Origin of the sequence: Sphingobium estronivorans, assembly GCF_008692605.1 — a bacterium.
Taxonomy (GTDB): domain Bacteria; phylum Pseudomonadota; class Alphaproteobacteria; order Sphingomonadales; family Sphingomonadaceae; genus Sphingobium; species Sphingobium estronivorans.
Window position 1 is genome coordinate 1 of sequence record NZ_LFCT01000026.1, and the last position, 20,768, is coordinate 20,768.

A 20,768-nucleotide genomic window follows, 5' to 3' on the forward strand; every position below is an offset into this window, starting at 1 on the left:
CGACATCCACGCCACCAAGCCGACGTCGCTCACCACTGATCTGCTGGAACGCATCGGCCAGATCTATGAGATCGAGGCAGAGGTTCGAGGCCAGCAACCCGAGATCCGACGACGAAGCCGGCAGGACCGCACCCAGCCATTGGTCGACGAGCTGCGCCAGGCACTTGACGATGCCCTGCGCCGTCTCTCGCCCAAGTCCGAGATGGCCAAGGCGATCGCCTATGGCCGCAAGCGCTGGGTCGCGCTGACGCGCTTCCTCGACGATGGGCGCCTGGAAATCGACAACAACATCGCGGAGCGCGCCATGCGGTGCGTGGCCCTGGGCCGTAAAAACTGGCTGTTTGCCGGGTCAAAGGCCGGCGGTGATCGCGCGGCTGCCGTCTATTCCGTCATCGAGAGCGCCAAACTCAATGGCCTCGAACCACAGGCATATATCGCCGACGTCATCGCCAAGATCGCGGACGAATGGCCCGCTGCCCGCTGGGATGAACTCATGCCGTGGAACTGGCGGCCCGATCAGCAACCGATCGCCGCAGCCGCCTGATCTGCCGTCTCCAGCCCACGCTTACGCAAATGATGACGCGGCCGCTAGTAAGATAGGTCGATACGCCACGGACATATCAGCCGATCGTCCATGATGGCTTTCCCGAACCGCCTCGTCGCCATGACTGCTATGCTCAAGCATCATCCTATTCCCCCGTTGTTAGAGTTTGACTCAGTTTTTTGTGCTCACCGTGACGTCCAGAAACTGTTCCTTGGGAAATTCGAAAGGGTATTTGTCGGAATAGGCACTCGTTACATTGGACCCGATATCGCGCCCTATGTCGGTGCCGGCCCAGCTGATCGACACGGCGGGCGTCATCGCCATATCCATTTGAGCCACGTCATCGCCATTGACCCTGAGCGTGCCTTGGCCGCGGAAATCCTCGGTTTTATCGAATGAAAAGCTGAGCGTCGCGGGGCCAAGGGGCAATTCCCGGTCGGATCGCAGCGTCATATGCCTGCCAAAGTCGTTGAAGTCGAAATAGAGGCGGTTGCCCCGCACATAGAGCGCATAACCACCGAAATAGTCGCCCGAGGCAATCAGCACCCCTTCTGTTGACCGGCTGATGCGGTTGACCTTCGCATCGATCGAAAAGGATCGATTGGTGACCATCGGATCGGTGCCGAACGGGAGAATGCCCACGCCCGGTGTAAAATGATAAGTTCGCGGCGGAAGTTGAACGCCGCTAAAGGCGTTATCGCGCACGCCCCGGTCATCCAGCGGAAGCACCTTATACTTCCGCGCCTCCGTCAACCAGAGATCCTTAAGTCCGTCCAATCGCTGCGGGAATTTCGAACCCACATCCTGAGTAGCGGTGATGCCCCTTGCTGTGTCATACAGACTCCAGCGATCAGCGTCGAAGGGCGTCCCCGGCTGATGCCGCGCCATCGCTTTCCAGCCGTCGCTCCAGATCGCGCGCTTGCCCCATAATTCGAAATATTGGACGTTGCGAGGCGACGGCGTATCGGCCTTGCCGAAGGTGGCCGCTATGCTGGCACCCTCTATCGGTTGTTGGGGTATCCCTGCATAATTGTCGGGCGCGGTCGTACCCGACACGGCAAGGGCGGTCGGCGTGATGTCGATAATGTCGACAAATTGTCGCCGGATCGCGCCAGGATCAGCGATATGGTGCGGCCATGATATGATCAGAGGGGTCCGCAGTCCTCCTTCGTCGACGGTGCTTTTATAATCCCGAAAGGGCGTGTTGCCGACCATTGCCCAGCCACGCGGATAATTGTTGAATGTCCGATCGGTGCCGACATCGTCCAGATGCTTCACCTGCTCGGCGAGCGACTCCGGCTTGCGGGCAAGATTGCCGACATTGTAGGTTTCATTATAAGTGCCATGCTCTTCACCCTCGGAACTGGCGCCATTGTCCGATGCGACAATGATCAGCGTATTCTCCCGCAAGCCGCTTTGTTCGAGATAGGAGAGCAGTCGACCAATCTGGGCATCGGTATGCTCCAGGAAGCCGGCATAAGCCGCCTGGAGACGGGCCGCGACTGCCTTTTCATCGCTATTCAGCGTGTCCCATGCGCGAACGTCGGCATTGCGCGCCGGCAGCACGGCGCTTTTTGGAATAATGCCAAGTTCTTTCTGTCGGGCGAACCGTTCCTGGCGGATTTCGTCCCATCCTCTGGCGTAGGTTGTTTTATATTTGTCGATATATTCGGCGGGCGCCTGATGGGGCGCGTGGGTTGCTCCAGTCGCGAAGTAGAGGAAGAAGGGATGCGCGCTGTTCAGAGCCTGAGCGCGTTTGATATAAGCTATGCTGTGATCGACCAGATCGGTCGTGAGGTGATAGCCAGGCGTGGCCGGCGGATCGATTGACGTATTATCCTGCGTGAGATCGGGATGAAACTGATCGGTCATTCCCCCCAGGAAACCATAATATTGATCGAAACCGCGCTGGACCGGCCATTGATCCTTCCGGCCCGCCGATAGGGGCGCCAGATGCCATTTGCCAACCGCCATCGTGGCATAGCCGTTCAGCCGCAACATTTCCGCGACGGTGGCCGCGCCGTGCGAGATTTCGCCTTTCTTACCGGGAGCATCGGTCACGATATGCGTGAGATTGCCCATCCCCACCGAGTGACTGTTACGGCCTGTCAACAACGCTGCGCGCGAGGGCGAACAGATCGCGCGGGTGTGGAAGTTGTTGTACCGAAGCCCCTCGGCCGCCAATCGGTCGAGGTTTGGCGTATGGATTTCCGATCCGAAACTGCCCAGGTCGCTGAAACCCGTATCATCCAGCAGGACGTATATGATATTCGGCCGCGCCTGTTCTGCGCGCTTGGCGGGCGTGGACGTCGCATTGGGCCCGACCGACGGTGGGGTCCCGGTAGCGGGCGTATGGGCCGCAGCAACCGCTCCCGGCGCGACAGAATAGAAGCAGGCACCGATCAGGCCGATTCGCAAATAGCGCAAACCCATACACACTCCCCTCTTGGCTCATTTGACAGGTACGGTACAGACACGTACCGCATTAAGCAATGGTATTTCTATGTTGCGCGTTTGCCGCTATCGTGACGGCAGCTTCACGGGAGATGCACCGATTGCCACAGTCTGACAGTTCCAATGTGGAAAACGGAAATCCATTGAGGGAAAGAATTCTCAACGCTGCTGAAAAATTGTTTCTGGAGCAGGGGTATATTGGTACCACGGTTGAAAAGATCGTCACCATAGCTCGTACAAGCAAGCGCGAATTCTATCGGCTTTTTCCCAATCGCGAAGCGGTGCTGTTGGAAACGGTTTCGTACCTGGTAAGCGACGAAAACTCTATCATGTCGGTTCCAACCGGACGATTATCTAATGTTCTCGCCAAAGCCGGACGTCTGATGTATCTCGACCACACGCAAGCTCGTGCAATGGGCTTGTTTCGGGCCAGCATCGCCGCTGCTGGGCGATCTCCATCGCTGGCCGTCGCGGCCCATCGGGCTCGCTCGCGCGCCACTGGTTTAAACGTTTATCTTGAGGAAAAACTTCAGACGGGAAAGGTCGTCTTGGACAGTCCGAGACTGGCGAGCATTCGCTTTGGCTATCTGTCGATTGATGGCTTGCGTTTCATGATCGGTGCGTCCCCTCTGACCGGGGATGAGCTCGATGTCCATGTTAACGACGTGGTCGACGTCACGCTGAATGGCCATGCAACATCCGTGTTCCGCAAGGCACCTGACATATGCTTGCCTATTCCCCCGTTGGCAAAGATCGGACGTGTCGATGATGCGGAGATCAGCGATGCTGCCTATTCCAGCAGGCTGGATCAGTCGATTTGGGACAAGCTGTTAGATGTCGCCTGGGAGGAGTTCAGCGCGAACGGATTTTGCAGCGCCAGCGTGCCCGCCATCGCAAAGAATGCCAATTTTCCACGCAACACAATTTACCGGCGTTTCAAATCGAAAAGGGAATTGTTCCAAGCGTCGGCGAAAAGAGCAATGTTGCAGTCGTTCGATGTGGATTTTCATCAGAGAAGCAATCTCACGGTTCAAGATTATATGGAGCGTGTTGCAGATCATCTTCTACACTGCTTTCTTGATCCGAAAAATCTGGCGCTCCACAAAATCATGCTTGCCGAAGCCGGAAGAGAGCCGGAGGTGATGCTGAACCTATATTCTTGGTTGGCGGCGTTGATGGAGCAGCGACTCGCGCCGATGTTGGCCTGTCTTGTCGAACAGGGGGTCATCCGTCATGATGTGTCTGCGAAAGCAGCATGGCGCTTCTTCATATTGGCTACCTTCGGCAGTCGCTTCCTGTTCCTTCCGGTTGATGATCAGGAACGGCGCGACCTGACGAAAGAGGCTGTCCGGATGTTCCTCTTCGGTTTTACCTCCGGCTCATCGAACAGCGACATCAAGATCTGACCGGCACATTGCCTCCAAAATATTCCCGAGGTCGGTTGGGAACGCGCGGAGATTGCCGGTGGCTTTGCATATGATAGACGCCGGAGAGCATCGATGCAGCGGAGGAAGGTCAGCCGCGAGTCAAGTTTGCAGCGGTAAGATTGGTAAAGGAGCGCGGGGTAGTTGTTGCGCAGGCGGCCCGCGATCCTGATGTACACGAGAATGTGCTGCGCAAATGGGTTCGGGAGTTTGCGGCGGACAAGCTGGAATCTTTTTTAACGCAGCGCGCCCTAGCTCGCTTCCTGCATAACGATATGTTTGACATGGCGGACATGGTCGCGGCCTGCCTTTTCGGCAAGGTCTGGATTTTGCTGCGCTACTGCCTTGGCGATCTGACGATAGTCGGCGATGCGAATGCCGCGCAATTGTCGGGTCTGATATTGCGCATAGATGATATGCATGCCGATGGCCGGGAAGAGGCGCTGCAGTTCCTTGTTGTTGCCGATCGCAAGGAGGGCGCGATAAAAATGTCGGCGCGCACGGCTGAAGGATCCCGCTTCGTCGATCAGATCCGCCTGCGAAAGCATGTCGAGGGCTGATTCCAGAAGGCTGCGATGTGCCTCGACATCATAGCCTGTGGCGGCGGACCGGGCCACCAGGGCGGTGAGGGCTTCGGCGACATCCAGAACGCCACAGGTTTCCGCCCGGTCAAGCAATCGAATGGTCGGTGAGCGATGCTGATGCAGGTCTATCACGCCTCGCGCAGCCAGTTGTTGCATGGCTTCGCGAACGGCGTTGCGCCCTACGCCGAAGCGGTTGGCCAGGTCCGTTTCAGCCAGTCGCTGGCCCGGTACCATACGGCCAGCCTCCAGGTCCGCCATGACTGATTGGTAGATTCGCTGCGAGGAATTGGCCCGGATTGCAGAGCGGGGCGGGATGGGTTCGTTCATGAGGCCGCTTATGCACGAGCACCCATGCAAAGGACAAGTTCCGATTGATTGTTCTACAATCATGCTCTACTGAAAGGCGTGAAGAGGATAGATATTGTGACAAACGGCTTTGATCTGCGCGGAAAAGTGGCACTCGTTACCGGTGCATCAGGCGGGCTTGGCGCGCATTTTGCGAAGGTGCTGGCGCAGGCGGGAGCCGAGGTGATCATCGGCGCACGCCGGAAGGACGCCATGGACCATGTCGCCGAAGCGATAACGGCCAGTGGGGCTGTCTGCGAACCCGTCACGCTCGATGTATCGGATGCGGGCAGCATAGCGGCAATCGCACCCCGGCTTTCTCGCGTGGATATATTGGTCAACAATGCGGGCGTGGTGCGCGATGCCGCGGCGCTCCATCAGACGGAGGCGGACTGGGACGTCGTTATCGACACCAATCTCAAGGGCATGTTCCTGATGTCGCAGTCGCTGGCGAAGGCGATGAAGGCGCGCGGACGGGGCGGGTCCATTATCAACATAGCGTCGATATTGGGGTTGCGTCAGGCGGGCGGCGTCGTTCCCTATGCTGTTTCCAAGGCGGGCGCGATCCAGATGACCAGATCGCTTGCGCTGGAATGGGCGCGGCTTGATATTCGCGTCAATGCGTTGGCGCCGGGCTATCTGGAGACCGAGTTGAACAGCGACTTTTGGCAGAGCGATGCCGGCAAAGCGATGATCAAGCGGATTCCGCAGCGCCGTCTTGGAAGGCTGGAGGATCTGGATGGTCCATTGCTGCTGCTGGCTTCGGATATGTCACAATATATGACCGGCTCGGTCATCGAGGTCGATGGCGGCCATCTGGTCAGCACTCTCTAGGGCATGTCCCGGTCTGACTGCATCAGATCGGATGTTCCAAGTCTTTGTTTTACCGCGTTTTAAAGGAATGGCATATGACGGATCGTGCTCAGGAGATTGCCGCAAGGGTCGAAGCCTTCGTCCGCAGCGAAATCATACCCTATGAGAAGGACCCGCGTTTCGACGTGCATGGCCACGGCCCGTCCGAAGAAATGGTCATGGAAATGCGTGACAAGGCGCGTGCCGCCGGCGTGCTGACGCCCCACATATTGCCCGACGGCACGCATCTGTCGCAGCGCGAGACAGCCATCGTCCTCATCAAGTCGGGATTGTCACCGCTCGGGCCGGTGGCCTGCAACACCATGGCGCCCGATGAAGGCAATATGTATCTGCTCGGCCATGTCGGCAATGACGAACAAAAGGCGCGATTCCTGCAGCCGATGCGGGAGGGCAAAGCCCGTTCCGCGTTCTTCATGACCGAACCCGCGGCGGACGGTGGGGCGGGGTCGGATCCCTCCATGATGAAAACCAGCTGTCGCCTGGACGGAGATCATTGGGTCATAAATGGTCGCAAGGCCTTCATCACGGGCGCGCAGGGCGCGCGCGTCGGCATTGTCATGGCGAAGTCGGAAGACGGCGCATGCCTGTTTCTCGTCGACCTCCCCGATCCGGCGATCCGCGTGGAACGTGTTCTCGACACGATCGACAGTTCCATGCCCGGCGGGCATGCCGTCATCGCGATCGACGACCTTCGTGTCCCTGTAGGACAGATGCTGGGCGCCAGCGGCGAGGGCTTCAAATATGCGCAGGTCCGCCTCAGTCCCGCGCGCCTTTCGCACTGCATGCGCTGGCTGGGCTGCTGCCTGCGCGCGCAGGAGATCGCAACGGCTTATGCATGCACCCGGCAGGCGTTCGGAAAGCCGCTGATCGACCATGAGGGCGTCGGCTTCATGCTCGCTGAGAACCGCATCGCGCTCAGGCAATGTGAATTGATGATCGACTGGTGCGCATCCGTGCTCGATACCGGCTCCCTGGGTACAGAGGAAAGCTCGATGACGAAGGTCGCTGTCAGCGAGCAACTCATGAAGATCGCCGATAATTGCGTTCAGGTGCTGGGTGGAACCGGCGTGAGCGGCGATACCGTGGTGGAACAGATATTCCGGGAAATCCGCGCTTTTCGGATTTATGATGGTCCAACCGAAGTGCATAAATGGTCGCTTGCGAAGACGATCAAGCGGAACTTCGCACGGGAGCAAGCGGAATGAGCGTGGATGACGAAAATTCCGGCACGACGCGGGTGCGGGAAGGGTTCGCGTTCGATGAAACGGCGCTCGCCGTCTGGATGGACGCCAATATCGATGGCTTTGCCGGTCCGATCACCGTCGAGCAATTCAAGGGCGGACAATCCAATCCGACCTACAAGCTGTGCACGCCCGCCAAGAACTATGTCTTGCGCCGCAAGCCGGCAGGCCAGATCCTCAAGGGCGCACATGCCATCGAGCGCGAGGCGAAGGTGCTCACGGGCCTGGAGCGCGCGGGCTTTCCCGTCGCGCATGTCTACGGCCTGTGTACCGACGAGAGCGTGATCGGCACCTGGTTTTATGTCATGGACATGATTGAGGGACGCATCTTCTGGGATGCGACCATTCCTGACGTCAGCATGACAGAACGCGCGGCGATCTTCGACGCCATGAATGCGACGATGGCCCAGTTGCACATGGTCGATTATGACGCGGTTGGCCTGGCTGACTATGGCCGCTCCGGCAATTATTTCGAGCGGCAGATCGGCCGATGGTCGAAACAGTATCTGGAGGACACGGATGCTGGCCGAGATCACAATATGGACCGGTTGATCGAATGGTTGCCCGCCAACATTCCCCAAGGCGATGACAATAGCAGCATCATTCACGGCGATTTCCGGATCGACAATATGATCTTCCATCCCACCGAGCCGAAAGTGCTGGCGGTATTGGATTGGGAGCTTTCGACGCTTGGTCATCCGGGGGCCGATTTCGCCTACAACGCCATGATGTACCGCATGCCGCCCCATATCGTCGCCGGTCTTGGCGGCGCCGATATCGCGGCATTGGGAATCCCCAGCGAACAGGATTATGTCGCCGCTTATTGTGCGCGGACCGGTCGTGCCTCCATGCCGGCTTATGATTTCTACATGGCCTTTAATTTCTTCAGGCTAGCCGCGATCTTCCATGGCATCAAAGGCCGCGTGGTCAGGGGAACCGCGTCTTCGGCGCAAGCCTATGAGCGCGTGAAGGTGTTGCCGGAACTGATGGAACTGGCGTGGGGACAAGCGGTGTTGGCAGGTGCCTGACCGCTGAAGCGATACCGGGGGCGCATCTGGCGGCTCGGGCGGCGCAAAGTACCCGCTTCGAAACACATTGCGGCGACGGACACCCGGCTCCTGAAATTGTCCGTTTTGAAAGCCGGGTAGCACCCATATCAGCTTGCCTTGGGGTCCGGCAGCAATACTGCCAGAAATCCAATCGCAGGCAGAAACGCGCAGATGGCATACACCATTTCGATGCCCGCGCGATCCGCGACCTCGCCCAGCACCGCGGCGCCTACGCCACCCATGCCAAAGGAGAAACCGAAGAACAGCCCGGAGATCATGCCGATCTTGCCGGGCACCAAATCCTGCGCGAACACGACGATCGCGGGAAAGGCGGAGGCGAGGATCAGGCCGATCAGGACCGTCAGCGGGCCGGTCCAGAACAGGCTGGCATGCGGCAGCAACAGCGTGAAGGGCAGCGCGCCGAGGATCGAGAACCAGATCACACGCTTTCTGCCAAAGCGATCTCCCAGCGGTCCGCCACCGATAGTGCCCACCGCCACTGCGGCCAGGAAAGTGAACAGGTGCAACTGCGCAACCTCCACCGACACGCTGAAACGGTGGATCAGGTAGAAGGTGAAGTAGCTGGTGAGGCTTGCCAGGTAGACATATTTGGAGAAGATGAGCGCCAGCAAGACGGCGATCCCGCCCAATATCTTCCTGCGGGGCAGGGTGACGGCCGCCTTGGCACCTCCCTTGCCGGTGGACAGGCGCGCAAGGCCGTGATGCCGGTACCATTGCCCGACGTTCCACAGGATCGCACAGGACAGCAGCGCCAGCATCGCGAAGAACGCAAGGCTCGTCTGCCCCCAACGCATGACGACAATGGCGGCTGCGAGAGGGCCGAGCGCGGAGCCGGCATTGCCGCCGACCTGAAACAGCGACTGGGCAAGGCCATGTCTGCGTCCTGCCGCCATCCGCGCAACGCGAGAGGATTCGGGATGGAATACCGACGAGCCCATTCCCAGCAGCGAGGCGCCGATCAGCAGCAGTCCATAGCTATGCGCAGCCGACAGCACCAACAGGCCCGCCAGTGAGAACAATGTGCCGCCCGGCAATGCGAGAGGCGTCGGTCGCTTGTCCGCATAAAGGCCAACCAGCGGCTGAAGGATCGACGCCGTCATCTGATAGACCAGCGTAACCAACCCGATCTGGCTGAACGAAAGGCCCAGTTCAGTTTTGAGGTTGGGATAGATGGCGGGCAAAAGCGATTGCAGCATATCATTGATGAGATGACAGGCGCTGATCGCGGCGATGACGCCGAAAGCCGTGGCCTCGGCGGCGGGTGGAGATAGGGCTGATCGGGTGGCGTTCATGACGATGTTCCAAATTTGATAACGAACGCCTCTCTAGCCGCTCGCTTGATGGCCCGCATTCCTGTATGGGTCTTCCACTTTCGCGATTGGGACAGGCATGCCTTGGAATGACCCCGCCTCGGTGGAGCATATTGATCGGCCCGTCGTCGGCATCGGCAACGAATATCCTCCCGCCTTCGAGCTCGATTGGCACACCCATCGGCGGGGTCAGTTGCTGTACGCCGCGCGCGGCGTGGTGGTGGTCAGCACACCATATGGCGCATGGGTAGCACCGCCCGAGCGCGCTGTATGGACGCCTCGCGGATGTCCCCATGCCGTTCGAATGGTCGGTGCCGTCAGCACGCGCAGCGTCCTGATCGAAGGGGATACGGAAGCCGCACTGGGTGACCGGAACAAGGTGATCCAGGTATCCTCGCTGCTCCGCAGCCTGCTTGAGGCCGCCTGCGACATCCCGCCGGAATATGATCGGGACGGACGAGACGGAAAGGTGATGGCGCTCCTGCTGGCCGAAGTGTCGGCAGCGCCCACGGTACCTCTTTCCGTTCCCTTTCCGCAGACGGCTGCCATTGCCGCCCGGTGCCAGGCTTTTCTGGAGCGGCCGACGCCACATGTCAGCATCGACCAGTGGAGCGCCGAACTGGGCATGGGCCGACGCGCCTTCACCCGCGCCTTTCGCCGGCAGACGGGCTTGAGCTTCGGCGCGTGGCGGCAGCAGGCCTGTATCTTGATCGCCCTCCCGAGACTGGCGGCGGGTGAATCCGTCACGACGATCGCCTTTGATCTGGGGTATGACAGTGCCGCATCGTTCACGACAATGTTCAAGCGGTTGGTCGGCGTGTCGCCCAGTCGTTACAGGCCAGGGGGGTCTTCGGCGGCGAACCCCGACATTAGCAAATGTCCGGTTTTGCGATATTAAAAATGGGCAGCTGAATGCAAGGCGCAGGTCAACGACGTGCCCTATCGAATGTCCAGTCGAGCGGATGGCGCAGTCGGCATCGATCAGATCGACGATGGCATCGTCGAAAGTCACCTCGGCCTGAAGACCGGGAAAGCGTACCAGAAACTCGGCGACGCCGGGCGCAACCATCACCTCTCCATAGTCGATGGATGCGGTGACGGTGAGTGTGTCAGTCGGGGTTTCCAGCCCCAAAGCAGCTTCGCCAAATCGTCCGCATCGCGCTTGCGCGCTCGCCGCGAATGAGCGAGGAAGATTGGGAAAATACGCTGCTGGTATTCCGGGCATGCCTGCGACGACACCGGAACAGCGTTGGCGGAGGATCGCCTGACACCCCTCAAAACCCCATCGGCGCCGTCCGTGCTATCACCATAATCCTTATGCGAAGGCGGGCAATATGTCCAATGTTAATCATCGATTTCTTGGCATAAAGAAAGATAAATTCGATATATGACTAAAATCGCAATAGATATATTTTGTTATTAAATAGGGTTTTTAAAATCAATGGATTGGTTTCCTGTTGTTTTCATAACATTCAAGATTTCTGTACTCGGCGCAGGGATGTTCTTCGCCGTCAAGTGGCATTATGATCGTGAAGAAAAGGCCGAGAAGGGGGAGGTGCTAAGCGCTGTTGGCAAGATAAGCGCGATCTTGGTGCTATCGCTCCTGGGACTGCTGTTCGCCACCTTCATGCTTGCCAAGATGCTTGGTTTGGACGTGGCATTCCCACGATAGGGCGCGCGCCCACCTGAGTAGCCTTACGTGAGGGGGACCAGACCCAACTGCTGCAGAGCAGTGAGCGCACAGTCCTGACCGAGTTCGAGCGAGGCGAGGGGCAGTTCACGGACCACAATGCTCCACGTTGGCGGGGCATTGCTCCGGATTGCGGTCTATCGAACTTGCGGCGCCCATTTGCGTTCGGCCAGTTGTTCGCGCCGCGCCATGGCGTCGATGACCGGGGTATCGGCTGGCAGGACTTTTCGCAGCGAGGCGAGCGGAACCAGCCGCGCGGTCGGCGCGTCCCGTCCCGCCAGCGGCGTCCCGATGTTCTGCCAGCGCATGAAGATGTAGCCTTCCGGATTGCCCGCCGGATCGAGCCAGTTCGGCACGCCGGGGTCTTCGAGCGAAATGACGAAACGGATCAACCCGTCATCATCGACCCGCGCCTGACGAGCGGTGAGGCTGTCCTGATGTTCGACGGTGTTGGGCGTGACGAACCAGGGATCGCCGAGTTGGATGCCCTGATAGGCGGCGTCGGCCTTGCGGACGGTGATCAGCAGGGCTTCGTCCTTCCTGATCCTGTAGCGGGCCATCACGCTCATCTGTCCGCCCAAGCCGCCGGCGCCGGTATCCGACGGGCGTGGCGCGGGCAGTGCATTCACCATCGTCGCTCGCTCTATGGCGGGGACATAGCCGTCGGCCCACAGCTTGGCCGCTTGCCGCAGCGCGGTCGCGGCTTGCGCGAACGGGCTGCGATAGAGGCGGGGCGCGGGTTGGTCGAGCCGTTCGATGAACAGGGCCGTCGGCGTCTGCCGCCAGTCGTCGAAGGACTGGCGGACAAGGATCGCCGCCGCATGATCGGGCATCGCGAACCAGTGCGCCCCGGCGCGGGGCGAACCGCCCAGATAGAATTCGAAATCCTCGCCCGGTCTGGCGCCTCTATCGTCGGGCCGGATCACCATCAGATTTTTGCCCAGCCCGACGATCGGATATTGGTCGATGACCTGAAAGCTCAGGTCCGCATGGGTGCCGCGCCGGCCGTAGATGCGATAGGCCCCGCCCGGCTCAAGCAGGGCGGAGCGATAGAGATTGTCGGGATTATAGAGACCGGGCAGGCCTTCCACGCCAGCACCCCGGCTGAAATAGGGGGTGCCGATCAGGCCCAGCTGCTCGGTAAAACCCCATGCCTGCGCCAACAGGCCCGCCAGATATTTTTCGGTATTCTGGCGCGCTATCTCCGAACTGTTGGCATAGGGATCGGCGCGCAGCCGGGCGCTCACGTCGCGCAGCGCGTCGATCAGCGGGGCGGCGGGGTCTGTCGCCTGCGCTGTGGCGGCGCTGGCCGGCCCTTTGCGCATGGCCGCTTCGCCAGCATCCCCGCTGGCCGCGACGGCCGTTGGCAGAGGCGTCAGCGCGGCGAGCAGGCAAAGGGCATATCGCATGGTCATGGTCTTAATTATCGAACCTAAGTTGCACGTGCCGGCGACGTTCGGCCATGATTTTCCCACGCTGCTCCTCGCTGACAACTGGCGTGTCCTTGGGCAGATATTTTCGTATCTCGGTTAGCTTCACCTTGGTCGCTGTCGGATATTGCTCGGGATTGAAGGTCTTTTCCTTCATTCCGTCATAGCGGAGCAGAATGACACCCCGCCGGCGTCCCGTCGTATCAATCCAGTTGGCCACGCCGGGATCGCGACCGGCAATGACGAAATAATAGGAACCGTCCGCGCTTCTCGCTGCCTGATCGCCCGTCAGACTCGTCTGGCGATTGCCATATTCGAGCGAGGAGAACCAAAGGTCCGCGAGTTGAATGCCTTGATAATTGCCACTCATCGGCCATGTCCGCACGATCAGGGCTTCGTCGGGGGCGAGATCGAAATTGCCGCTGACCATGAAGCGCCCCGGAGCGCCGCCAAGCGCACCCGGATCGAAGGGTTCGCCGATCGTATTGGCCGCGCGCTTGAGATAACGGGCATCGACCATTGTCGGCCAGACGCGCACATGCGTCCGCAGGTCGGCGGCCGCCTTGCGGAGACGCGTCGCCATCGCGGCATCGGTCAGGACAGGTTTCAGGTCGCCTTCATGACCCACCCGATCGATATGCACGTCGCCCGGCGTTTCGCTGCGCCAGTCGCTGAAGATCTGGCGGACCCAGAGCTGGTTGGCGTCCTTTGGGTTTTCCAGCCAGTTGCCCGGTCGCTTGTCGGGCGACAGCCACAGTTCGAACGTGCCATCCGGTTTGACCTTCAGATTGTCGAAGCTGAGAACCGACGCGGATCGCCCGCCGCCAGCGACATAGGGATCGCCGGCATAGACCTGAAAATCGAGCCGCCGGTTCTTGCCCAGCCTACCCCACACCCGATAGGTCTCGCCGCCGTTGAGCGTCGCCATCAGGTACCGCTGGTCGGGATTGTCGCCGCCTTCGCGGATGCGGTGATCGAGGACGCGAAAATAGGGAAAATCGCCGTCGAACACGAGGTCTTCCTCGATCCGGGCCACCATCAAGCTCGCCAGATAGGCATAAGCCGACGCCTGATTTTCCGCGTCGCGGTAAAAGGGATGCTGCCGCAGAAAAGTGGCGGACTCGGCCGTCGCCTGCTGAAATTCGTCCCAGGCGGCATCCAGCTCCCGGCTATCGGATGATTGGGCCGATGCAGGAACGGCCCAGGCCAAGGCGGCGGCGACAAGGCTGATGGCGATATGTTTCACACCCGTACCTCTTTTTTAGAATGACGATAGGGGCAGGCGCACAGAAGGCGCCTGCCAGCGGCATATCCGCCTTAGAATTGGAAACTGAAGTCGAGGCCCCAGGTCGCGGGATCGCCATAGACGTTGCCCGCAAATCCCAGGGCGCCAAAATCGACGCCCACGGCCTTGTATTTCTTGTTCGTGATGTTCTTGCCCCAGAACCCGATCGTGGCCTTGCCTGTGCCCAGTTCGAGATCGGACAGGGCGATGCGCGCATCAAGCAACCCTCGCGCGGGCGAGGCGATCTTCTCCCCGAACGGAGCGGTCAGAGGATTGGGACTGAAGAATATCTTTCCCCGGTAATTATAGTCGAGCCTGAAGGCCATCTTTCCAAGTTCTTCCACCGCGAATTCATATTGCGCGCCCGCATTCAATGTCGTCGACGCAGAATAGGTGAATTTGGCGATGTCGGCGATGTCGACCGTGGCGTTCACGGGATAGCCAAGCGAATTGGCCGAGGTATTGAATATTTCGAACTTCTTGAACTTGCGGTCGACATAGCCGAAGGTCGCATAGGCCGTCAGCCCTTCATAAGGAACGGCGTTGGCCTCTATCTCTATCCCCTTGTAGCGCGCCTTGCCGGCGTTGGTGATCACCGCCGACGCCCCGTTGGGGGTAGCGATGAAGGAGTTCACCTGAACATCCTTATGGTCCGCATAATAGGCCGTCGTATTGAACCGCAGCCGCCGATCGAAAAGATCGGCCTTCAGGCCCACTTCATAAGAGGTCAAACTTTCGGGATTGAAACCGCTGTCGAAGGCCCGCGCGCTGAAACCGCCCGCCTTGTAGCCGGTGGCGACGCGGGCATAGCCCATGATGCCGTCGTCGAACTTGTAATCGGCGGTGATAGCCCAGTTGAATTTGCTGAAGTCGATCTTCGGTGCGCGAACGAGGGGCTGCGTCTGGTTGATAGACTTATCGTCCCAGGTGTAACGCGCGCCGCCTGTCAGGCCGAGACGATCGGTGACATGCCAGGTGCTTTGCAGGAATACGGCCTTGGTCGTCGATTCCGTGCTGTAGGTGAGTTGCGGGGTGGTGAGAACGGCGCCGCCGGCGGTGATGAAATTTACCACCTGCGGGCTGGTCTCATGGCCCTTTTCATTGAAATAATAGGCGCCCAGCACATAATCGACGCTATCGCCCACTTTGCCGATCAAGTTCAGTTCCTGCGACCATTGGTGCTGACGCCGGAACCCGGCGGCATGATAAAGGCTGACAGGAAACAGCGTCGCGCCCTGACCGGAACGGCGACCGAGCAGGCCAGAATTGCCCTGGTAACTGCTGTCGGCCACATCCTGAGTCCACTTGCGATAGCCCGTGAGGGATTTGAGCGTGGTATCATCGTTGATGTCGAGTTCGAGCGTCAGCGCATGGCCCTGCACCTTGTCGATCGTCTTGCCGTCGGAATCGATGCTGACCTGATCCAGCCGGGTGGGCGAAACCGTGAAGGTGCCGCCGCCCGCGCCCGGCGAAGCCGCGAAGTAATTCAGCAGCAAAGGGCTGGCCGCAGTCAGCTGAAAGGCATTCGAAAACGCCTTGCTGCGGTTGTAATCATAGGTGTAGCTCGCCCGGAACCCGGACTTGCGGTCGAACAGCAAGGCCGCGCGCGCGCCATCGGCGCGATAGGCGCCGGGATCGCGGCTGTCGGGCGTCAAGATGTTGTTGACGATACCGTCGCGCTGCTTGTGCAGATAGGTGAAGGAGGCGCGCAGGCCGGTGTCCCCCAGTTCCCCGGTATCGACCACCGTGCGCGATTGCAGGAAGCCATAATTGCCGACGCTGAACTTCTGGCGAAGACCGAAGTCCTGATCGGGCTTGCGCGTGATCAGGTTGACAGCGCCGCCGATGGTGTTGCGCCCATACAGCGTGCCCTGCGGTCCGCGCAGCACTTCCACCCGCTCCAGATCGGCGATTTCGAAGGCTGAGCCGGCGGTACGGGCGATGATGATCCCGTCGACATACATGCCGACCGGACTGTCGGCGGTGAGCAGCGGATCGGCCGTGCCGAGGCCGCGAATGAATAGTCCGACATTGTTGGGAGCCCCCGCGGCCGCGCTGACGACCAGACTGGGTGCGATGGAACCCAGATTGGCTACGGTCGATATCGAACGCGCCTCAATGGTCTGTTCAGTGATCGCGCTGATCGCCAGGGGCGTTTCCTGAAGATTTTCGGAACGCTTTTGCGCGGTGACAATGATCTCTTCCACACCGGACGCGGCAGGTTCGCTGGCGGCGGGCACGGCAGCCGGCGCTGTTGCCTGCACGGCCCTGCGCGGCTGCGGTGCCGCGATCTGCTTTGTCAGGGGCCGACCGCTGCCCCGCACGACGACGATATTCGGTCCGGCATTGCGATGCGCCAGCCCGCTCCCAGCCAGCAAGCGGCGCAAGGCTTCGTCGGTCGTGAAACGGCCGTTCAGCGCGGGCGCCTGCTTGCCGTCCACATCGGCGTCGGAAAATAATATCTGTATGTCGGCCGCACCGGCGAGATGCTTCAACGCGGCGCCCAGCGGCTGCGGCGCCATATCATATGTCTGAGCCTGGGCGCCGGATTGCGCATAGGCAGGGCTAGCCATGATGACGGCCAGCGCTGCTCCGGTTGCCAGCGTTCCATATTTCAGCATCCTTTTGTCTCCCCCGACCATATGGTGACTATGTGTATGTTGCTTGCGTAGGGAATGACGGGATTTTCACCGCGACCCGTAATCGTTGCTCAAAATATTTTTTGAATTGCGGATACCATGTTAGGCATATGGTCGAGGAATCGCCACGAAGGCGGTGGGAAGAGGATGTGAAGGCGCTGGGGCAAGTGACACTGATGGGAGGCATTGCGGCCCATTATGCGCGCCTTTTCCGTGTCGTGCGCAGCAGGGGGCTCAACCGGGACGATGCCGCCGACATCGTACAGGACGCTTATGTGCGGCTGACGGCAGCGGCTGAACAGACCGAAGTGCGGAACCCCGGTGCATTCCTGCATGTGACGGCCATCAACCTCATTCGGGATCGCGGCCGGGCGTCGGGAATACAGAGGCTGGCCGCTGAAAACGACGCCGCGCCCGATGACATCGCCTGTACGGCCCCTGATGTCGAACGTGCGATTATCGGTCGACAGGATCTCGCGGTGCTGGAGCGTGCGCTGGCGGAATTGCCGCCCAAACGGCGCGCCGCGCTCGTCCTGTATCGTTTTGACAATATGAGCCATGCCGCTATCGCGCAGCAGCTCGGCATCAGCATATCGATGGTCGAGAAACATGTCCGGCTTGCGCTCGACCACTGCCGCCTTCGCTTGTCGGAAGCGGGCGAGGTGCACAATGGATAAGGGAAGGAAATTGGGCATCGACCCGCGACATGAGCCGGTGTGGGATGCGCTGGAAGGGCTGCGATCGAGCGCGGTCGTGGCCAAAGCGCGCGCCTATGCCAGCCAGGGCCACGAAGGGCGGGTGCGGAAGCGCGGCGTCTGGTCGAACCTGCTCTCCTTCTCTCCGATGTCGGTCGCGGCGGTTGCGGCCTGTCTGGCGCTGATCGTGGGGGCTGGCTGGTGGCTGCGGGCGCCCGACGCCCTGGAATATGCCACCCATATAGGAGAAATCCGGACGGAGAAGCTGGCGGACGGGTCCAGCATCGTTCTCGATACCGATACGCAGATCCGCGTCGTCTTCACCGGAAGGGCCCGGCAGTTGACGCTCGTGCGGGGACAGGCGCATTTCGACGTGGCGCACGATGCGTCGCGACCGTTCAAGGTGACATTCGGCAAAGGCACGGTGACGGCGATCGGCACGTCCTTCGACGTCACGGCCTTTGCGAACAGCAAGACGGTCACCCTGCTTGGAGGGCGCGTCGTCGTGGAAGGCTCCGCCAAGCCCTTCGCGCATGCGGATCAGGCGATGCTCAGCCCCGGTCAACGGATCGCCCTTGCGCCCGACGGCGGGTTGACGGTTCCGAGCACCATCGATCTCGAGGGGGCCAGTTCCTGGCGGCGAGGCCGCATCGATCTGGCCAACCTGACGCTCAGCGACGCGCTCGCGCAGGTGAACCGATACAGCAGCACGAAAATCATCGTGCAGGAGCCTTCGCTTTCAAACCGTCGGTTGAGCGGGATATTCCGGGCCGGTGACGTCGATGGCATCGCCGCCGCGCTTTGCGCCTATTTCGATCTGAAAGTGGTACAGCGGACGCCCGAAGCGATCATCATCGCAAAGAGTAGCTGATCGCAAAGCCGAAATTCTCGCTTCTGATGATGTGCGCCGAGAACCGGCCACGTCTATCCGACGGCGCGGCCAAGCTGCGGATCGTCTTCCTCTGCCTCCGCCCGCGCGTTTTGGTCCTCGCGAAACCTTTGTGGTGGTCGACAGAGGTTCGCCGGTAGGCTCCTGTCCGAAGGAAGCGCCGTCGGGTTATGCCTATAGAGGCGGGCATATCGGCAAGGGGACTATCGATGTGCGGTGAAGGGGACTTGCGCTGTGGATAAGCCGGCGATGTTGCCCCCCTGGACGATTGCGGTTCACGCTCCTGCACTTTGCTGCGGGAGCGTGTGGGAGATGCCGATCTTGCCGCCCCTGCCGATCTTGCCTATTCATTCCATAGGATCAGGAATCGATGGGGACCACAAGATGCAGACGATCGGTTCTCATTTCCGGAACATTGGAGGATGACGACTATCGACTGGTCGCATTCGCGCCTCGGCGCCCCCGCCGGCTGGACCAGCGAGCTTCGCATCACTGTGAGCATGGTGATGGCAGCAAGAGCGCCGATCATTCTCTTCTGGGGCCCGGATTATATCGCCATATATAATGACAGCTTTGCGTCAGCGATCGGCGCAAAGCTCCCGCAGGCGTTCGGCCAGCCTGCGCGCGAACATTGGCGGGAGACCTGGAACGATCTTGAACCGCTGCTGCGAGGCGTAAGGCGGACGGGGGAAGCGTTTGCCGCGCGGGACCATCCTTTGCCTATCGAACGCTCCGGCCGAGTGGAGCTCGCTTATTTCGACGTCTCCTTCTCGCCGGTCAGCGATGCCGACGGCTCGATCGGCGGCATCCTCGCCATCGTTTCAGAAACGACCAATCGCATGCTTGCTCAACAGAAGCTTCGCGAGAAAGAGGCCGCATTGACCGCAAGCGAGGGCTTGGCGCGAAGCCAGGCTGACCAACTCGCCGCGATCTACCACGCTTCCCCTGTCGGTCTCGCCGTGATCGATCGCGAACTGCGCTATGTGAGGGTTAACGACCGGCTCGCGGAATGGAACGGCGTGCCGGCGGAAGACCATATCGGCAGGACTATTGCCGAGATCGTGCCGGAACTCACTGAACAGTCGATGGAGGTATTTCGGCAGGTACTCGCGGGCAAGGCGATCTGGGGGCAGGAAATAGCAGGGCCGACACGGGGCAGACCCGACGGCGAAGGAATCTGGCGCGAAAACTGGGTTCCGCTGCACGGTGAGAATGACGCGATAATCGGTATTGCTGTCTCCTGTGAAGATGTGACCGATGAGCGCAGGGCGCAGCGCGCGCTTGAGCTGATGAACCGGGTTGGCGCGGCGCTGGCGGTCGAACATGATCTGGAGCGGCTGGTGCAAATCGTGACCGATGCCGGCGTCGAGCTTTCCGGGGCACAGTTCGGTGCCTTCTTCTACAATGTGGTCGATGGGGCAGGCGAGAGCTACATGCTCTATTCCCTCTCAGGCGCTCCCCGCGAAGCCTTCGCCCAGTTTCCTATGCCCCGCAATACCCAGGTTTTTGCGCCCACGTTCAGCGGCGAAGCCATCGTCCGGTCAGACGACATCACGACTGATCCGCGCTATGGGAAAAACGCCCCGCGATCGGGAATGCCGGAAGGGCATCTTCCGGTACGCAGTTATCTTGCCGTTCCCGTCATGGCGCGGAGCGGCGAGGTGCTTGGCGGGCTGTTCTTCGGTCATCCAGACGCTGGCCGCTTTAAAAACGATCATGAGAGCCTAGTCTCCAGCCTGGCCGGGCAAGCGGCCGTCGCGATCGAAAACGCCCGACTGATCCGACAGGTGCGTGAAGCCAACGAAACCCTCGAAAAACGCATAGCCGACCGCACGGCAGCGCTCACGCAAGCCCATGAAGCGTTGCGCCATGCGCAGAAAATGGAAGCGATCGGCCAGCTTACCGGCGGCGTGGCGCATGATTTCAACAATTTGCTGACGGTCATCTCGGGTGCCGCCGAAATGCTTCAGAGACCGGATCTGTCGCAGGAAAAGCGCGATCGTTATCTCGATGCCATTGCAGCCTCCGCAAACCGCGCCTCGACGCTGACCAGCCACCTTCTTGCCTTCAGCCGTCGGCGGGTCATCAAGCCGGAGGTCATCGATCTCAATGTGCAGCTCGACGCTTTGGGAGAAATGCTCTCGCGATCGCTCGGCAGCCTTGTCGGCGTCGAGGTCAAGCCCTTTGCGGGTGAAGCGCATGTGGAAGTGGACCCCACCGAACTCGAAACAGCGGTGCTCAATGCAGCAGTAAATGCGCGCGATGCCATGCCCGATGGCGGCAGCCTCACATAGA

General features: G+C 60.2%; 16 protein-coding genes and 1 pseudogene. 11 read left to right on the forward strand and 6 right to left on the reverse strand.

Features of this window, described 5'->3' with window-relative positions:
* Positions 1–544 (forward strand): IS66 family transposase (locus tag F7P65_RS17265; protein WP_150293880.1); only part of this gene is annotated, 544 nt, incomplete at its 5' end.
* A 171-nt stretch (positions 545–715) separates the two neighbouring features.
* On the opposite strand, the gene F7P65_RS17270 is transcribed toward F7P65_RS17265, so the two are convergent.
* Positions 716–2,977, reverse strand: coding sequence for an arylsulfatase (locus F7P65_RS17270; RefSeq protein ID WP_150293882.1), 2,262 nt, complete (start codon positions 2,975–2,977; stop codon positions 716–718).
* Between the two features lie 122 nt (positions 2,978–3,099).
* On the opposite strand from F7P65_RS17270, the gene F7P65_RS17275 reads away from it, so the two are divergent.
* Complete coding sequence (locus F7P65_RS17275; protein ID WP_162854686.1) at positions 3,100–4,404, forward strand: TetR/AcrR family transcriptional regulator; 1,305 nt, start codon at positions 3,100–3,102, stop codon at positions 4,402–4,404.
* A gap of 93 nt (positions 4,405–4,497) precedes the next feature.
* A pseudogene (locus F7P65_RS17280) lies at positions 4,498–4,658 on the forward strand (transposase); the annotation flags it as partial.
* Between the two features lie 15 nt (positions 4,659–4,673).
* On the opposite strand, the gene F7P65_RS17285 reads toward F7P65_RS17280, so the two are convergent.
* Positions 4,674–5,333 (reverse strand): GntR family transcriptional regulator, encoded by a 660-nt coding sequence (locus F7P65_RS17285; protein ID WP_150293886.1) that lies wholly within the window; start codon positions 5,331–5,333, stop codon positions 4,674–4,676.
* A 96-nt stretch (positions 5,334–5,429) separates the two neighbouring features.
* On the opposite strand from F7P65_RS17285, the gene F7P65_RS17290 reads away from it, so the two are divergent.
* The 3 genes from F7P65_RS17290 to F7P65_RS17300 all read left to right on the forward strand — a co-directional run bounded on the left by F7P65_RS17290 (position 5,430) and on the right by F7P65_RS17300 (position 8,493).
* Positions 5,430–6,185, forward strand: a complete 756-nt coding sequence (locus tag F7P65_RS17290) for an SDR family NAD(P)-dependent oxidoreductase (protein ID WP_150293888.1) — start codon at positions 5,430–5,432, stop codon at positions 6,183–6,185.
* Between the two features lie 74 nt (positions 6,186–6,259).
* Complete coding sequence (locus tag F7P65_RS17295) at positions 6,260–7,429, forward strand: acyl-CoA dehydrogenase family protein (protein WP_150293890.1); 1,170 nt, start codon at positions 6,260–6,262, stop codon at positions 7,427–7,429.
* Positions 7,426–8,493, forward strand: a complete 1,068-nt coding sequence (locus F7P65_RS17300) for a phosphotransferase (RefSeq protein ID WP_150293893.1) — start codon at positions 7,426–7,428, stop codon at positions 8,491–8,493. Before F7P65_RS17295 ends, F7P65_RS17300 begins: the two co-directional genes overlap by 4 nt.
* 128 nt (positions 8,494–8,621) lie before the next feature.
* On the opposite strand, the gene F7P65_RS17305 is transcribed toward F7P65_RS17300, so the two are convergent.
* On the reverse strand, positions 8,622–9,827 hold the full coding sequence (locus F7P65_RS17305) for an MFS transporter (protein WP_150293895.1): 1,206 nt from the start codon (positions 9,825–9,827) through the stop codon (positions 8,622–8,624).
* Between the two features lie 97 nt (positions 9,828–9,924).
* On the opposite strand from F7P65_RS17305, the gene F7P65_RS17310 reads away from it, so the two are divergent.
* Both F7P65_RS17310 and F7P65_RS17320 read left to right on the forward strand, forming a co-directional pair.
* A complete protein-coding gene (locus F7P65_RS17310; RefSeq protein ID WP_150293897.1) occupies positions 9,925–10,743 on the forward strand; it encodes an AraC family transcriptional regulator in 819 nt (272 codons plus the stop codon).
* Between the two features lie 543 nt (positions 10,744–11,286).
* Positions 11,287–11,517 carry a hypothetical protein gene (locus F7P65_RS17320; RefSeq protein WP_150293901.1) on the forward strand — a complete coding sequence of 77 codons (231 nt, stop codon included), beginning with the start codon at positions 11,287–11,289 and terminating at the stop codon, positions 11,515–11,517.
* Between the two features lie 155 nt (positions 11,518–11,672).
* Here the strand turns inward: F7P65_RS17320 and F7P65_RS17325 are convergent, their stop codons facing one another.
* The 3 genes from F7P65_RS17325 to F7P65_RS17335 form a co-directional block, all read right to left on the reverse strand.
* Positions 11,673–12,944: a hypothetical protein gene (locus F7P65_RS17325; RefSeq protein ID WP_162854687.1), complete on the reverse strand. Its 1,272-nt coding sequence runs from the start codon at positions 12,942–12,944 to the stop codon at positions 11,673–11,675.
* Between the two features lie 10 nt (positions 12,945–12,954).
* Positions 12,955–14,211, reverse strand: coding sequence for a DUF1214 domain-containing protein (locus tag F7P65_RS17330; RefSeq protein WP_150293905.1), 1,257 nt, complete (start codon positions 14,209–14,211; stop codon positions 12,955–12,957).
* 71 nt (positions 14,212–14,282) lie between these two features.
* Positions 14,283–16,871, reverse strand: coding sequence for a TonB-dependent receptor (locus F7P65_RS17335; protein ID WP_162854688.1), 2,589 nt, complete (start codon positions 16,869–16,871; stop codon positions 14,283–14,285).
* A 128-nt stretch (positions 16,872–16,999) separates the two neighbouring features.
* On the opposite strand from F7P65_RS17335, the gene F7P65_RS17340 reads away from it, so the two are divergent.
* The 3 genes from F7P65_RS17340 (at position 17,000) to F7P65_RS17350 (ending at position 20,767) form a co-directional block, all read left to right on the forward strand.
* Entirely contained in the window at positions 17,000–17,566 is a 567-nt protein-coding gene (locus F7P65_RS17340; protein ID WP_150293909.1) for an RNA polymerase sigma factor, read from the forward strand.
* Positions 17,559–18,455 (forward strand): FecR family protein, encoded by an 897-nt coding sequence (locus F7P65_RS17345; protein WP_150293911.1) that lies wholly within the window; start codon positions 17,559–17,561, stop codon positions 18,453–18,455. The genes F7P65_RS17340 and F7P65_RS17345 overlap by 8 nt, the downstream gene beginning before the upstream one ends.
* 440 nt (positions 18,456–18,895) lie before the next feature.
* Entirely contained in the window at positions 18,896–20,767 is a 1,872-nt protein-coding gene (locus tag F7P65_RS17350) for a PAS domain-containing protein (protein ID WP_150293913.1), read from the forward strand.
* Position 20,768: the final 1 nt, after the last annotated feature.